Source organism: Natronorubrum daqingense (genome assembly GCF_001971705.1).
GTDB lineage: Archaea > Halobacteriota > Halobacteria > Halobacteriales > Natrialbaceae > Natronorubrum > Natronorubrum daqingense.
In genome coordinates this window covers 3,131,183-3,146,992 of the sequence record NZ_CP019327.1, presented here as the reverse complement: position 1 = coordinate 3,146,992, position 15,810 = coordinate 3,131,183, and the positions used below count along the sequence as shown (strand labels likewise).

The following is a 15,810-nucleotide window of genomic DNA, read 5'->3' as shown; positions in this document are numbered from 1 at the left end:
GGCGGGGCCTGCACTCGCCACGCCGGTGAACGGACGGTCGTTACTCGAAGACGCGAAACGCGGTGCTTCCACACGGACAGCCGTCGGCGCTTCCGATCGGTCGAATATCGTCGGCAGCCACCCAGACTGCCAGCGCTCTCCCGCAGTCACGACACCGTGCGGCACCTCGCTGACGTGGTTGTGTTGCCATGAACCCTCGTTTGCTCGTCGGACGGATAAGCAGTCTGCGAGTGTTCTCGAAGTACCGATGGCGATGTTCCAGTCGTAACAACAGCTTCGGCCGCGGCCGTCCCAGCGACGACAGAGCGCGCCGCTTTTGACCCGTCCCTCTATAGATGGACCATATGGATCTCACCCATCGCCCTCGCCGGCTCCGTCAGGACCGGGTCCGCGGGCTCGTCAGCGAGACGAGTCTCGAGCCCGCGGACCTCATCGCGCCGGTGTTCGTCGATGCGACGACCGAGGAGCGAGTCCCCATCGAGACGATGCCGGGGCACGAACGCGTTCCGCTTCGCGAGGTCGTCGACCGCGTCGAGGAAGTCCGCGAGACCGGCGTCGAGGCGATTATGCTGTTCGGAATTCCGGAATCGAAAGATCCCGACGGAACGCGCGCCTGGGCCGAAGACGGCGTCATCCAGGAAGCGACGCGTCGAATTACGGCCGAGACAGACACGTACGTCGTCACCGACGTCTGTCTCTGTGAGTACACCGACCACGGCCACTGCGGGCCACTCGAGGAGCCACTCCGGGGCGACGGCGAGCGCGTCGACGGCGGCCCGGCCTGCGAACCGACGCTGACGGTGGACAACGACGCCACGCTCGAGGCGCTCGACCGCATCGCCGTCTCCCACGCCGAGGCGGGGGCGGACATGATCGCTCCCAGCGGCATGATGGACGGGATGGTCGGGGCGATCCGGGAGGGGCTCGACCGCGAAGGGTTCGAGCACGTCCCAATTATGAGCTACGCGGCGAAGTATCAGAGCGCGTTCTACGGGCCGTTTCGCGACGCGGCCGACGGCGCACCGGCCTTCGGCAACCGTCGGCACTACCAGATGGATCCCGCGAACGCGCGCGAAGCCATGCGCGAGGTTCGACTCGACGTCGAGCAAGGCGCGGATGTGCTGATGGTCAAGCCCGCCTTGCCGTACCTCGACATCGTCTCGGATATTCGCCGGGAGTTCGATCACCCGGTCGCCGCGTACAACGTCTCCGGCGAGTACGCTATGCTCCACGCCGCGGCCGAGAAAGGCTGGCTCGACCTCGAGGAAGTCGCGCTCGAGTCGCTGCTCTCGATCAAACGGGCGGGTGCGGATCTGATTCTGACGTACTTCGCGGAGGACGTCGCCGAATCGCTCCCCGCGTAAGTCCACAGACGGGGTGTTTCGGACGAACGTCCACCAGCGGTCGACTCTGCCGTGAGCGAGGCAACATCTGCCGCGCGCGACGGGACGGATCCACAAAGTGACGGTGGAGCGGTGATTTTTGACGCGTTCAGGAACGAAAACGGTCTCGTCGGGATTGAGAAAGCACACATCTCTCGCGGACGACTCGGTCACGTTCCATCGCCCGTACCCTTATACACATAATAGTCAATCTAGATTTTTACGTTCGTGCCTAGTACACCCGTTTTATCATCCAAACATCAACGCTAATCGTTATATGTGACTGGTCCATCCCACTCAGACGTGATTTGGAACACATCTATGGACCAAGTTGGAGAAACGGTGGACAAACAACCACAATACGCAGATAGTTCCGACGGATCAGTGGAGGGATGGGCATGATCGATCCCGTGCTCCTCGAAATTAGTGCCGAAGAGGTCGAGTCGCTCGCGACGGGGGTCAACCTCGTGTGGATGCTCGCCGCGACGTTCCTGATCTTCTTCATGCACGCCGGATTCGCGATGCTCGAGGCGGGACAGGTCCGCTCGAAGAACGTCGCGAACCAGTTGACGAAGAACATGCTAACTTGGGCGGTCGGAATTCTCGTGTTCTTCGCGATCGGAATGGGCATTTCGAACAACGTCGGGACGATACTCGGCGGTGGCAGCGGTTCCAGCGCGCTGACGCAGTTCGGCGTCGATGGCGGCTACGACATGGCCGAAATCCTGTTTAGCGCGGTGTTCGCGATGACCGCCGCGACGATCGTGTCTGGTGCAGTGGCGGGCCGCGCGAAATTGCGCGCCTACGTCACGTACACGTTCCTGCTCGCCGCAGTCATCTACCCGGTCGTCGCCGCGATGGTTTGGTACGCACCGGGCGCCGACGCGCCGATCCTCGCCGATCTCGGCTTCGCCGACTTCGCGGGAGGGATGGTCGTCCACGGCGTCGGCGGCGTCGCCGGGCTGACCGCAGCCTGGATTCTCGGCGCTCGCATGGACAAGTACAACGACGACGGCAGCGTCAACATTATCCCCGGTCACTCGCTGACGTTTGCCGTGCTGGGGACGCTGATCCTCTGTTTCGGCTGGTTCGGCTTCAACGTCGGGACGGCCGCGACGGTGTTTAATCCCGAATCGGCCGCCGATGGGGTCCTCGAGCTCGGTGACTTCGGATACGTCGGCAGTGTCGCGATCGTCACCGCCCTCGGGATGGGACTCGGTGCACTCGGTGCCTCGAGCGTTTCGCTGGCACTGAACGGGAAGGTCGATACGCTTTACGTCGCCAACGGCATGCTCGCCGGCCTCGTCGGCGTCACGGGTCCGACGGACCTCATCACCCCGATGGGTGCGATCGCGATCGGATTTATCGCCGGCGCACAGCTCCCGATCGTCTTCAAACTCGTCGACGAGAAACTCAAGATCGACGACGTCTGTGCAGTGTTCCCGGTCCACGGGACTGCAGGGATGCTCGGACTGATACTCTACCCACTCTGGTCGCTCGAGGGAAGCGCCATCGGTGGCGGCGTCATCTCCGGCGGCATTCTCTCGATCGAAGCGAGTGCGTTCGCACCACAGATCATCGGCGTTGCGGTCATTACGATCTGGACGGTTGTGGCAACTGCAGTCGTCTGGGGCGCCTTCAAGGCCATCGGTGAAGCTCGAGTCACGCCCGACCACGAACGCGACGGCCTCGACCTCGCCGAGCACGGCGTCGACACCTACCCAGAATTCGGTGGGCCAGACGTCGCGACCGACGGCGGCTACACCGATGACAAGGTCATCCGCACGGACGGTGGTGAGGTGAACGAAGAGAACCAATCCTCGTCAGAGCTTCGCTCTGACGGTGGCGAACCCAACGACGGCGAACTCAAACTGGTCACCGCGATCATCCGTCCGGATCGCCTCGGTGCGGTCAAGAAGGGCCTCGCCGAAATCGGCGCACCGTCGCTCACGGTCACGAACGTCTCCGGGCGCGGCTCTCAGCCCGCCAAGAAGGGCCAGTGGCGCGGCGAGGAGTACACGGTCGACCTCCACCAGAAGGTCAAAATCGAGTGCGTCGTCGCGGACATTCCGGCCGGCGACGTCGTCGACGCCATCGCGGACGCCGCGAACACCGGCGAGCCCGGCGACGGGAAAATTTTCGTCATCCCCGTCGAGGGCGCCTACCAGGTTCGGACCGGAAACAGCGGACAGGACGCCGTCTAAGGTCAGTTCGCGAGGGGTTGCTGGTTTTCTTTTCGGTTTGACATTTTGAGTTCCGCTTCTCCGGGTTCCGACGCTTCGATAGGCCGGAGAAACGCAACGACAACCACCCAACCTGCCAATACGTTTATTCGTCCTGATTGTGAGTCTCGAGTGAATGTCAGGACAACACGGTAAGGGGCGAGAACAGGTGGGCGGGACGGAGATGCGCTACGACGAATCGGACGGTGGGGAACGTGAATCCGCGCGACAGACGCGCTCGGCGAGAACGGAGATGGCGTTGCTCGAGGACGAAACGGTGCTCGTCGATGCGCAACCGACGTGGTGGGCGTGGGCGGGCCACCTCGCCGTTGGGGCAGTGATCGCACTCGTCGGCATCGTACTCGGTGACGGTATCGCCGTTCTCAGCGTGCTCGCAAGCGTCGCGATTGCGGGGTACGTCTGGTATCGTCGAAGCCGAGTGCACTATCTCATCACCGACAGACGAATCATCGTCGTCGCGGGATTTGCGGCGCGGACGACGACCGAGACGTGGATGGAAGACGTCCGGAGCATGCAGACGAAGGCGTCCGCGTTCGGTCGCCACCAGGGCTACGGGACGATCACCGTCTCTCACGCCGTTGTCCCCCAGCGATTCACTCGCACGTCGGGACTCCGATTGCCTGGCGTTCCGGAGTACGAGCACGTCGCCGAGACGATTCGACGGCGCCAGTCCGAGCGGAAGGCCGTCGAGTACTGACCCACGCGGACGGCGACCGAACCTCGGTACTACTTTCCCGGTTCACGCCGAAGCACCCGGGTATGAACGACGACAACTCGCGCGAGCTGTACGACCGGGCGCTTTCGGTCATGCCCGGCGGGGTGAACTCGGCCGTTCGGGCGGCGATCGAACCCTATCCCTTCTTCGTCCAGAACGGCGACGGCGGACACGTTATCGACGCCGACGGCAATCGCTACATCGACTGGGTGATGGGCCTCGGTCCGCTCATGCTGGGTCACGACCTCCCCCAGCCGGTACAATCTCGGATTCAGCAGAAAGCGAGCGAGGGGCCGATGTACGGCACGCCCACCGAAATCGAAGTCGACCTCGCGGAGTTCGTCGTCCGACACGTCCCGAGCGTCGAGAAGATTCGCTTCGTCAACTCCGGGACAGAGGCCACCGTCTCGGCGGTCAGACTCGCTCGAGGTGCCACCGGCCGGAACAAGATCGTGGTCAACCAGGGCGGCTACCACGGCGCACAGGAGTCGACCCTGGTCGAAGGCGACGCCGAGAGCGTCGCACCCTCCTCGGCGGGCATTCCGCAGTCGTTCGCCGAACACACGATTCCCGTGCCGTTCAACGACGAGACGGCCGTCCGCGAGGCCTTCGAGGAACACGGCGACGACATCGCGGCCGTGATGACCGAACCGATCCTCGGCAACTACGGCATCGTCCACCCCGAGGACGGCTACCACGAGTTCCTCCGCGAGATCACCGAGGAACACGACTCGCTGCTCATCTTCGACGAGGTCATCACCGGCTTCCGCGTCGGTGGCCTGGGTTGTGCCCAGAGCGAGTTCGACGTCACGCCGGACCTGACGACCTTCGGAAAGCTCATCGGCGGCGGTTTCCCCGTCGGTGCCGTCGGCGGTCGCGCCGACCTCATCGAACAGTTCGCCCCCTCCGGCCCCGTCTTCCAGGCCGGCACCTTCTCGGGACATCCCGTCACCATGGCCGCCGGCCTCGAGAGCCTGCGCTTCGCCGCGGAGAACGACGTCTACGACCACATCGACGAACTCGGCGACCGACTCCGTGACGGGCTCTCGGATATCGTCGACGATCAGGCACCCGAGTACACCGTCGCCGGCACCGCCGGGATGTTCAAGGTGATTTTCACTCGCGACGGCCAAGCGCCACGGAACGCCGCGGACGTGAAAAACGCCGAAACCGACCGCTGGCGGCGAATCTTCTGGGGCCAGATGAAAGAACAGGGCGTCTTCCTCTCCCAGAACCAATTCGAGTGTCAGTTCGTCAGCTACGGCCACACCGACGAAGACGTCGACGAGACGCTCGAGGCGTACAAACACGCGCTGTAAGCGACGGGGAGGTCGGTTCGGACGATCGAGTAGACGGGCACGGTAGCACGCATCCTCGAGATGAGAACGCACGTCGACGAACTCGGCTGGGAACGGGTGATCGAGCGACTGTTGTACCTCTTTCCGCCGGTGATCGGCGTCGGCGTCGTCGGCGTCCTGCAGGAAACAGAACCCGGCGTGCCGGGGTTGCAGTTCGGGTTGTTTCTGCTGGGAAGTATCGGATACACCGTTTTGACGCTCGGCGTCTTCGTCGCGATCTTTTTCGACGCACGTCGGATCCGGCGGCGGCCGCGAGCGAGTGGCAACTGGCGACCGAATCCGTGGCTCAACGCCGGCGTGGCCCTCGTCTCTGCGCCGATTGCGGGCGTGATCTACCTCGCGCGTCGCCACCGACGCTTTGGCACGCGATCGGGGTGGGACGGCTGGTGGCTCGTCGTCGCCCTCTCGCTCGTGACGACGGTGGGCGGGTTCGTCGTCGCCCTCGTGGCGATCGTGTTCACGATTCCGGGGCTCCTCGCCGCGGCGATCGGACTCGCAGGGGCGATCGCCTTCGGCACGTTCCCGGTCGCGATCCATCAGGACGCAGCCTACGTCTGTACGGAAGGAGGGGCGTGGCGTCCGAATCCGGGCGTCTACCTGGCCATCGCGTTTCTCAGTCTCTCTATACCAGTGGTCCAACCCGTCGTCGCGGGCTACTATCTCGTTCGGCGACGAGGCGAACTGGGGACACCCTGAGGGCACGTCGCGTTCGAACGGGACACCTCGGTTCTGCCACGAAAAGCGAGTATGGCGCTCCAGTCGAACGTGAAACGGCCAGAGCGCTCGAAGCGCTCGACTCAGACACTTCCGTCGAGACCTGGGTGCGGCCGGATCGTCGGCGTGATCGGCGACACGAACCCCGGATAAATTCGTCGGAAGCGGTGGAGAGAAAGTCAGTTACCGTCGTCGTACTCGTACTCTTCGTCCGGATCCTCGACGCCCTCGGTTCGGGAACCGACCCACGCGCCGAGCGAGAGGCCGTAGACGAGGTGGCCCGCGTGAAAGAGGGCGAGTTCGTCGGCTTCGAGTCGGATGTCGAGGATCTCCTTGAGCATGACCTGTGAGCCAAACGCCGAGAGGACCATGCCGTAGATCGATCCCCAGACGATGCCGCGTTGCTCGGGTTCGATCGATCGTTCGGCGTCTTGGAGAGCGAACAGTGCGCCGAAGATCGCTCCGGCTTGCACGCCGTAGACGAAGTGCAACAGGAGACCCACAATCGGGTGATCCTCGGGGTCGCCACCGGAGACGTACTGCGACCAGAAATTCGCGGACGGCGGCAACGACCGGAGGATCGGCAGTCGAAACGCCGTCATGATGATCGTCGCGACGAACCCCGCCTGCAAGCCCCGGATCGCCGCACCGCTTGCGTGTTCGACGCGTGAGTGTGCGTCCGCGGATTCCGGATCGGTTCGAGTACGACTCGCCGAACGGACTCGCCGGACGAGATTGAGCACAACCATCGTGTTCTCGAGGAGTCCACGCACAGTGACTTAACACTCAGGTGTGCAATGGATGGGTCGACGGTGCGGGTAGCGCCTGAGCGGGCGAGCCACGACAACGCGCTTTTGCCCGTCGGGGACGAACGGCAGGACATGACTACGGTCGAGGCGAAACTCGAGGCCGCCCGGGACGACCTCGAAGGACACGACGGCGTGTTGGTAGCCTTCTCCGGCGGGGTCGACTCGAGCGTCGTGGCCGCACTCGCACACGACGCCCTCGGCGAGGACGCGGTCGCCTGTACGGCAAAGAGCGAGACGCTCCCCGAGGCCGAACTCGAGGACGCCCGCGCGGTCGCCGAGGAGATCGGCATCCGCCACGAAGTCGTCTCCTTCTCCGAACTCGAGAGCGACGCGTTCGTCGAGAACGACGACGAACGCTGCTATCACTGCCGGACAATGCGCCTCGGTGAGATGCTCGAGACGGCTCGCGAACTGGGAATCGAAACGGTCTGTGACGGGACGAACGCGGACGACCCAGGTGCGGGCCATCGACCCGGCTTGCAGGCGGTCGACGAACTCGAGGTTCACTCGCCGCTTTTAGCCCACGACGTGCGCAAAGACGAGGTTCGCGAAATCGCGACCCACTACGGCCTCTCGGTCGCGGACAAGCCCTCGATGGCCTGTCTCTCCTCGCGGATTCCGACCGGACTCGAGGTCACCGAGGAGCGACTCACGCGCGTCGAGCGCGCCGAAGCGCTGTTGCGCCAGTGGGGCTTCGATCAGTTCCGCGTGCGCGACCACGACGGGTTGGCGCGCATCGAAGTCGCCCCCGACGAACTCGAGCGCGCGCTCCAACGCGAGTTCGTCGAAACGGTTCGCGAGGAACTCGAGGGGTTGGGATTCGATCACGTCACGCTCGACCTCCACGGCTACCGGACGGGGAGCGTCAGCCCCGAAAGCGAGGATGCGAGTCGCGAGGAAGCCGACGCGGCCGCGGACGAGCCACTCGTCGACGACGTCTTCGCCGCCGAGTCGCGAACGGACGACTGATCGGCCCCATTCGAGTCAGACTGAGGAGAGAGTAGATTGCAGATTCTCGATCGTTCGAAAGGCGAGACTCGAGTTCGACATGTTTCCAGAATATAACCGCCTTCCCCGTGGAAAACCCACCAATGGATGTAGTTCTGCGTTTCCGTCCGGGAATATTGCACAATTCGATACGGACGTTGTGATAGGGATGGTATCACTGGTTGATGGATGCAGACGTCCCGTTCGAGTGGACCACAGAAGACCGTCGGACGTACACGCCGGCCGACACGGACCGAGACATGCAGTATCACACCTATCGCCACGAGTCGGGTGATATCCGACTCAAGGTTGCCCCGGCGTCGCTCGACGGCGAAGACCACCCGGGGTACGCGCTGACCGCGACGACGTATCCCGGCCTCGACCTCTCCGAGACGATCCGCGTTCGAACCGTTCTCACCTTCGAACGCTGTACGCGTATCGCCACCCAGTTCATGGATCTCTTTTCGGCCAGCTACGACGGCCCAGGCTCGCTCGAGGACGCCCTCGAGTACGCCTACCAGCGGACGCGAGAACATCGCTGAACTGAACGGATGGAGCCGCGTCAGGCCAACACGTTCAGTTCGGGGACGGCGAAGAACAGCGCCCAGACGGCAATCAACATGCCGAGGTACGGCAACGCGTCGTAGGTGACGCGGAGGTAGTCGATGTCGGTAATTCCGCTGATGATGTAGAGGTTGAGGCCGTACGGCGGCGTGATGAAGCCGATGGCGTCACTGATGATGAAGATGATCGCCCACGTCACCGGATCGAGGCCCAGTTCCATTGCGGCGGGCGTCAACAACGGCACCGTTAGCGCGATGTTCGGCACCGACGCCAGCACGGACCCGGTCGCGAGCATGATGAGCATCATCGCGAGCATGACGAGCCACGGCGAGCCAAGCGAGAGCAGAGCCTCGCTAACGGCTTCTTGAATGCCGAGGAACGACAGATTCTGCTGGATCGCCACCGCAGCGACCACGATCGGGAGGATGACGCCGATCAACAGCAGCGACGTGAAACTCGCGCTGACGACCTGCTCGAGTCTCGTGATCTTCCCGAGTGCGACCGACATGAGCAGGATGTAGAAGACGGCGACGGCGGCGGCTTCCGAGGGGGTGAAGATCCCGATGTAGATGCCACCCAGGAGGATCACGATCGTGCCGAGGCCGACTTTCGCCTGCCACGCCGTCTGCACTATTTCCCACGGCTGGAACTCGAACGCCGAACTGTCCTGACCGTAGTCGTTTCGCCACGAGAGCGTTGTGTTGACGGCGACGAGACCGAAGAGGATCGCGATTCCCGGAACGATGCCCGCGATGAACAGATCGGGAACGGAGACGCCGTACATCACGCCGTAGACGATCAACAGGACGCTCGGCGGGAGGACCGTCCCGACGATTCCGCCCGAGGCGATCGTCGCCGCGGCGTAGGACTCGTCGTAGCCTTCATCGTCCATCGGCGGATGGAGTGCCTTCCCGACGGAGGCGGTCGTCGCGGCGTTCGAGCCCGTAATCGCCGAGAAAATCGCCGAACAGCCGATCGAGGTGTTTCCGGTGCTGCCGGGGAGCCAGCCGATACAGGCCCGGGAGAACTCGATGATCTCGTCCGAGATCCGCGCCCGATTGATCAGGTCGCCGACGAGCACGAACAGCGGAATCGCGACGTACGTGAAGCTCTCGAGTTCACTGAACGCGAGGATGCTCATGTTGCTCGCCGGGAACTCCGGAACCATCGTGTAGAAGCCAAGCGCCCAGAGTCCGAAGACGAGGAAGATCTGCACCCCGCCGAAGAACAACAGGAGACAGAGAACGGTCAGCGCGAGCAATGCGAGTTCGAGGCTAATAGCGATCATTGGCTCTCACCGTCGGTGTCGTCGACATCGTCGGTCGTGTCGTACGCTCGATCTTCGATTTCGATCGAAGCGGTCGGTTCGATGGTGTCGCCGCGTCGGTACCGTCGCGTCACGTGCAGGATCTCCTGGCCGACTCGCAGGAGGATCAACGCCGTCCCGACGGGTACTGCGAGGTAAAACAGCGTGTCGGGAATGCTCGTCCCGACGACGATGCGACCGGCTTCGGCGTGGCGCTCGAGTTCGGGGATCGAGTGCCAGAAGATAGTGCCGACGACGACGAACCACAGCACCCACTCGACCCAGTACATCACGTAGTTGCGACGGGCGGACCACCGCTGGCGCAACAGCGTGAATCGCAGATGCGAAGAGTGTCGAACCGCGAATGCCGCGCTCAGCCACGTGATCCAGATGAACAGCCCTTCGACGACCTCGAGCCCCCAGACGAATTGGGTGCCACGAACCGTTCGGTTGACGACGTCGACGAACACGAGAAGGGCCACGATTGCGAGCAAGACCATCGCGAGATAGCCCTCGAAGTAGCGCTCGAGAGAGGTCGTCACCTCGCCGTCGGCCACCCGTTTTCGAAGCGTCTCGACGACCGTCACGTTAGAGTTGGGCAAGGTACTCACCCCACCAGGCGTCGAGCGTGACGTCGGCAGCCGAATCCGGAACGCTCGATTCGCGTGCGATTTCCCAGATGTAGTCGTAGAAGTCGTCCACCGGGAGGTCCATCGCCTCGACGCGCTCGAGTTCTTCCTCGTACATCTCCGGGTTCTCGGCGGGATCGACGGGATCGCGCCACTGCTCGAGTTCGTCGTCGTCGAGGTCGTTGACGGTGATGTCCTGCTCGCCGTAGCCGGTATCCTCCGGGGGCGGATCCGCGTGGCCGACGCGTTCGTCGACGATTTCGTCGGTCTGCTGGATGACCGCCTCGCTCAGTTCGCGAGTCACGTCGGCGATGAGTTGCCGGTGGTCGTCGGAGAGCGATTGCAGCCAGTCGGTACTGACCCACATGACGCCCTGTCCGGCCATGAAGTCGACGAGCGTCACCTGATCGACGACCTCGTCCATACCGCCGGCGATCCCGACTCCCGACCACGTCTCGAGGCCGTGGACGACGCCCGTGTCCATCCCCTGGACGGTGTCGCCCCACGAGAGTTCGGGTGCGGTCGCCCCCCACTCCTCGAGCGCGACTTTCGGCGGTCGCGAGTTCGAGCGACGGAGTCGAATCTCCTCGAGGTCGTCGGGCGTTCGCACCCGTCCGTCTGCGATCTCCGTCGCCTCCTCCGAGAGCAAGAGATTCCGGAGCGACGGCGACCAGGCGTAGAACGGGAAGATTCCGTACTGCTGGGCGAAGGGCACCCAGTAATTCTCCCAGATTCGCTCGTCGAAGAGCGTGTAAGAGAGCGACGCCCGGTTCGGAAACGTATACGGGAGTAACCAGATGTTGTTCTCCGGCCAGAAGTTGTTCCCGTTGGCAATCGAGGCGTAGCCGGCCTCGAGAATGCCCTGCTGGGCTTTCCCACCGCAGGTCGTGCTGTCACAGACCTGGTCTTCCCCGTGGAGGTTCATCACCACGTCACCGCCGGAACGCTCCTCGAGTTCCTCGCTGATCGCCCAGCCCGGAGAGGGGTCCACGCAGTCCATGCAGTGGCCGCCCTCGTGGGCGAACGTCCCCGCGGTGAACTCGGTCACGTCGTCGCCGTCGGTTCCCGTCGTCACGTCGATACAACCCGCACTCACGCCCGTCGCTGCGAGAGTACCGAGGGTGCCGAGGTATGCTCGCCGCGTCGGCGTCCCATCGGTGTTCGGCGAATCTCGCGTCGGTGATTCTCGAGCAGTGCTATCGCTATCTGTCGTGTCATCAGTTACGCGTATCACGAGTGTGCTATCGTCGCGTGTGCAGAGTTTCCATCGTAGTGGTACTATCAAATCGACCGATAACAGCAGTAATTGAGCCGATCAATGACAACTGACCCATGATAATGACAGCGTCCGGAAAAGACCTGTGCTTTCGGAGTAACATGTCGAATATTGTACCTGAAAAGAGACGGCTGTGCGTTGAGTCGACCGCAGACGGATTGGTGTCCGTCAGTCTCGGTGCAGTCCCGACCGTCCTGCAGTGACACCAATAAATGCGCCACCAGACCGCTCGTACGAATCGGTGAACCGTTTTAGTGATGATCGCTGCCCTGGTCGAGCGATTGCCGGTACCGAATCACAACGGACCGTCTCAGTCGTCGGACGGAGCGACCGACCCTTCAGCCGCGCTCGCCGACGGTTCCTCCGCGAAGGGGTACCAGGATTGCTTCGCGTCGGCCATGTACGGTGCCTCGAAGTCGGTCTCTTCGGGTTCGCAGAACTCGACGAGCGCCTCGGTGCCGACCGACTCGACCCACTGGCGGAACGTCTGTCCATCACTTCTGTGGGCTGCAAACGCCTCCAACAGATTGCGGATCGCGCCGGGTGCTTCGTCCGCCGGAACGCGCTGTTGGATCCACTCGACGAACGACGGGTTCTCGCCAACGCCGCCGCCAACGCCGATGTCGAATGCCTCGACCATCTGGCCGTCCTTCCGGGCGCGCATTCCCTGGAGGCCGATATCGGCCGTCATCGCCTGTCCGCAGTCGGCGGTACACCCGGAGTAGTGCATCTTGATCTTGCCGACGTCCTCGGGCAGGTCGACGTTCGCGTTGAGCCAGCGCAGCATTCGCGCCATCCGACCCTTCGTTTCCGTGAGCGCGATCGAACAGAACTCGGTGCCCGTACAGGCCATCGCCCCGCGCTCGAAGGGGCTCGGTTCGGGCGGGTACGAAGCGAGGAGCGGATCCGCGAGCAGGGACTCGAGGTCGTCGTCGTGCACGTCGACGATGACCGGGTTCTGGCGGCGGGTGAGACGGAGTTCGCCGGAGCCGTACTCGTCGGCGAGGTCGGCGAGGGCGACGGCGTCCTCGGCGGGCAGGCGACCGATGGGAACGCTCAGCCCGACGTAGTTGAGGCCGTCCTGTTTCTGCTCGTAGACGCCGACGTGGTCGTGTTTACCTTCGGTCGTCGAACCGGCGTTGTAGGTGTACTCCTCGCGGAAGTCCTCGCCCGCACGGTGCATCTCGAAGTCGACGTACTCTTCTTGGAGCGTCTCGCGAATCTTCTCCATTCCCCAGTCGTCGGCGAAAAAGCGAGTCCGATTCTTCGAACGGTTCTGTCGACCGCCGTAGTCGTGGTAGAGTTGGACGAATCCGCGGCCGACCTCGTAGGCGTTTTCGGGTCGAACGAAGACGTCGAGTGGCGTCGCAGCACGGGGCTGTCGGCCGCCGAGGCCGCCGCCGATGCGCACGTTGAATCCCTTGACCGTCTCGCCCCCGATCTCCTTTCTGGCCGGCTCGAAGCCGATATCGTTGAGCGAATCCTGCGCACAGCCGGATTTCGTCCCGGTCACGCTGATGTTGAACTTCCGGGGCATGTTCGCGAGCGCGTCGTCACCGCGAAGTTCCTCCTCGAAGCGCTCGAGTAGCGGGCCGGAGTCGACGTACTCCTCGACCTTGCCGTGGAGGGCGGAACCCGAAATGTTCCGCATCGTATCGCCGCCCGCCGACCGGGAGTGGACGCCCTCGGCCTCGAGTTGCTCCCAGATTTCCGGCACGTCCTCGAGTTTGAGCCAGTGCAGTTGGACGGACTGTCGGGTCGTGAGATCGATCCAGCCGTTTCCGAACTCGGGGTTTTCGACGGGACCGGTCGCGTACTCGCCGGCGACTTCGCCGATGGCTCGGAGTTGTCCCGGTTCCAAGATACCGCTGGCGTTCGTCAGTCGCATCATGAAGTACGACTCCTGTCCGCTGCGCTGGTGGAAGAGCCCCCAGAATTTGAACCGGGTGAACCACGTCTCGCGTTCGTCTTCCGGAATGGCCTCGTAGCCACCGTTTTCCGCGAACTCGAGAATGTGTTCGCGAACCTCGTCGCCGTAGCAGTCGTCTTTCTGGTCTTCTTTCTTATGGACCATCGACGACCACCTCGAAACCACATTCCGACTCCATACGCAGCGTTTCCCTCTCAGTTGTTTCGGAATTCATGTTTCAAACCCACGTCTCTAAACCCTATAATAGTAATCGTTTACAAATAACTAATTTTTAGTATTGTTAGTCGTCGAACGGAGTATCTACAATCGAATATTGACTGTATTAGGATGTGAATCGGAAGCGATCGTCGGCGCTAGTTGAAGATGTGAGGGCCGGACGCGACTCGAGAAAACGAGCGCAGCGACGCCGCGGCGTCAGTCGTCCGCGGGGGCCGGAACGGACGGTGTCGTCGGTGCTGGCTGGTCTCGATAGAGGGAGACGGCGATGGCGAGTGCGAGGAGTCCGACAACGAGGTAGACGACGAACCCGGTCGCGTAGCCGCTTACACCCTGCAAATCGACGAACAGACCGAGAATCGGCGGCACGACGAACCCGCCGAAACCACCGAGTCCGCCGACGAGACCCGACGCACCGCCGACAGCGTCGGGAACGTATCGCGGCAGGAGCTGGTAGATCGCCGCGCTCGCGACCCCCAATCCGGCACCGAGCGTCACCGTGGCGACGAGTGCGACGTAAAGGTCGTGCGTGAACACGAGTGCGAGCGTCGAGACCACGACGACGACGAAACTCGAGATCGTCGTTACTTCGCCGCCGAAGCGGTCGCTGACTGCGCCACCCGCGGCGCGAAAGAGCGCCGAGAGGAGCGTGAACGTCAGGGCCGTGACGATCCCTGCGGTCTGGATGTCCAGTCCGTGGAGATTGTGCCAGTAGGAGGGATACCAGGTGGTTAGCGCGAGGTAGCCCCCGAAGGAGACGAAGAACATCGCCGTGAGCATCCACGAGCGCGGGATCGTCGCCGCCGTTCGGATCGACTGCATCGCGTCACCACTGGGGAACAACTCCTGGCCGGCATCCGCTGCCTTCGCTTTCGCCTCGGACTCCTCGAGGCCGCGCTTTCGATACTGGAAGTACGGCGAATCGACGGCGAACATCACGAAGACGACGGTACCGACGAGGAGGAAGACGAACCAGGCGGCGTACGTCCCCGTCAGGCCCACGGCACCGAGCGCGATGGGCGAGACGATCGTGAACAGGCCGGGCGAGGTCGTCCCGAGTCCGGCGAAGAGTGCGAGCATCGTTCCCCGGCGGTTCGCGCGGTACCAGTAGGTGATGTCGGTGATTCCGACGGAAAAGGCCGCGATCCCGCAGCCGCTGAGCGCGCCGAAGACGAAGATGAGGGGGTAATGGACCATCGACAATCCGTCGGGATAGGTCGTGATCAGGATCGTCAACAGGCCGCCCATGCCGAGCGCCGACAGGCCGAGCAGGATGGCGAAGGGTTTCTTGGCACCGGCGCTGTCGGCCCACGCGCTGAAGGGAATGCGCAACAGCGACCCCGTCAACTGCGGGGCCGCGACCAATAATCCGAGCAACACGCCGGAGAGCCCCAGCACGTCTTCGAACTCGGTCGCGACGGGGCCGTAGACGACGACACCGGCGAAGCCGACGAAATACCCGATCGTCAGAATCGAGAGCGCTCGGTGTTGATTGCCGCGGATTGGGGCGGCGTCGGCTCCGGTCATCGCCTCACCTGGACAGTCGTCCAAACGACGGTTCGATTCGGATTCCCAGCTGTACCTCGACCGCTTCCGGCCGATTTCACGCACCGCGTCGGCCAGTACCTACGCGTCACGGCGACTCACCTCGAGTGAACGATCCAAACCATCGGCCGTTATT

14 protein-coding genes are annotated in these 15,810 nt (G+C 63.2%); 7 read left to right on the top strand and 7 right to left on the bottom strand.

The genetic code is table 11. The features are described 5' to 3' along the window. Positions 1 to 40: 40 nt before the first annotated feature. On the bottom strand, positions 41 to 190 hold the full coding sequence (locus tag BB347_RS19400) for a hypothetical protein (protein WP_168170963.1): 150 nt from the start codon (positions 188 to 190) through the stop codon (positions 41 to 43). A 154-nt stretch (positions 191 to 344) separates the two neighbouring features. Here BB347_RS19400 and hemB point away from each other — a divergent pair, with 154 nt between their 5' ends. The 5 genes from hemB to BB347_RS15180 all read left to right on the top strand — a co-directional run bounded on the left by hemB (position 345) and on the right by BB347_RS15180 (position 6,394). Then, entirely contained in the window at positions 345 to 1,364 is a 1,020-nt protein-coding gene (hemB, locus tag BB347_RS15200; protein ID WP_076582929.1) for a porphobilinogen synthase, read from the top strand. Between the two features lie 416 nt (positions 1,365 to 1,780). Beyond that, positions 1,781 to 3,586: an ammonium transporter gene (locus BB347_RS15195; RefSeq protein WP_076582931.1), complete on the top strand. Its 1,806-nt coding sequence runs from the start codon at positions 1,781 to 1,783 to the stop codon at positions 3,584 to 3,586. Between the two features lie 154 nt (positions 3,587 to 3,740). Continuing rightward, on the top strand, positions 3,741 to 4,322 hold the full coding sequence (locus tag BB347_RS15190; RefSeq protein ID WP_076582632.1) for a PH domain-containing protein: 582 nt from the start codon (positions 3,741 to 3,743) through the stop codon (positions 4,320 to 4,322). 62 nt (positions 4,323 to 4,384) lie between these two features. Further along, positions 4,385 to 5,659, top strand: coding sequence for a glutamate-1-semialdehyde 2,1-aminomutase (gene hemL, locus BB347_RS15185; protein WP_076582634.1), 1,275 nt, complete (start codon positions 4,385 to 4,387; stop codon positions 5,657 to 5,659). 60 nt (positions 5,660 to 5,719) lie between these two features. Continuing rightward, on the top strand, positions 5,720 to 6,394 hold the full coding sequence (locus tag BB347_RS15180) for a hypothetical protein (RefSeq protein ID WP_076582635.1): 675 nt from the start codon (positions 5,720 to 5,722) through the stop codon (positions 6,392 to 6,394). 197 nt (positions 6,395 to 6,591) lie between these two features. On the opposite strand, the gene BB347_RS15175 is transcribed toward BB347_RS15180, so the two are convergent. Beyond that, positions 6,592 to 7,161, bottom strand: coding sequence for a DUF6789 family protein (locus BB347_RS15175; protein WP_076582932.1), 570 nt, complete (start codon positions 7,159 to 7,161; stop codon positions 6,592 to 6,594). 132 nt (positions 7,162 to 7,293) lie between these two features. Here BB347_RS15175 and larE point away from each other — a divergent pair, with 132 nt between their 5' ends. Continuing rightward, the gene (gene larE / locus BB347_RS15170) at positions 7,294 to 8,190 is read left to right on the top strand and encodes an ATP-dependent sacrificial sulfur transferase LarE (protein WP_076582637.1); all 897 of its coding nucleotides are present in this window, start codon (positions 7,294 to 7,296) and stop codon (positions 8,188 to 8,190) included. A gap of 203 nt (positions 8,191 to 8,393) precedes the next feature. Next, the gene (locus tag BB347_RS15165) at positions 8,394 to 8,750 is read left to right on the top strand and encodes a hypothetical protein (RefSeq protein WP_076582638.1); all 357 of its coding nucleotides are present in this window, start codon (positions 8,394 to 8,396) and stop codon (positions 8,748 to 8,750) included. 20 nt (positions 8,751 to 8,770) lie between these two features. On the opposite strand, the gene BB347_RS15160 is transcribed toward BB347_RS15165, so the two are convergent. From BB347_RS15160 to BB347_RS15140, 5 genes are all read right to left on the bottom strand, one after another. Next, complete coding sequence (locus BB347_RS15160; RefSeq protein ID WP_076582639.1) at positions 8,771 to 10,060, bottom strand: TRAP transporter large permease; 1,290 nt, start codon at positions 10,058 to 10,060, stop codon at positions 8,771 to 8,773. Further along, positions 10,057 to 10,680 carry a TRAP transporter small permease gene (locus BB347_RS15155; protein ID WP_236995959.1) on the bottom strand — a complete coding sequence of 208 codons (624 nt, stop codon included), beginning with the start codon at positions 10,678 to 10,680 and terminating at the stop codon, positions 10,057 to 10,059. Before BB347_RS15155 ends, BB347_RS15160 begins: the two co-directional genes overlap by 4 nt. Then, positions 10,667 to 11,941, bottom strand: coding sequence for a TRAP transporter substrate-binding protein (locus BB347_RS15150; protein ID WP_083687773.1), 1,275 nt, complete (start codon positions 11,939 to 11,941; stop codon positions 10,667 to 10,669). Before BB347_RS15150 ends, BB347_RS15155 begins: the two co-directional genes overlap by 14 nt. 352 nt (positions 11,942 to 12,293) lie before the next feature. Further along, positions 12,294 to 14,057, bottom strand: coding sequence for a nitrite/sulfite reductase (locus BB347_RS15145; protein WP_076582641.1), 1,764 nt, complete (start codon positions 14,055 to 14,057; stop codon positions 12,294 to 12,296). A gap of 270 nt (positions 14,058 to 14,327) precedes the next feature. After that, complete coding sequence (locus tag BB347_RS15140; protein ID WP_076582642.1) at positions 14,328 to 15,656, bottom strand: MFS transporter; 1,329 nt, start codon at positions 15,654 to 15,656, stop codon at positions 14,328 to 14,330. Between the last annotated feature and the right edge of the window lie 154 nt (positions 15,657 to 15,810).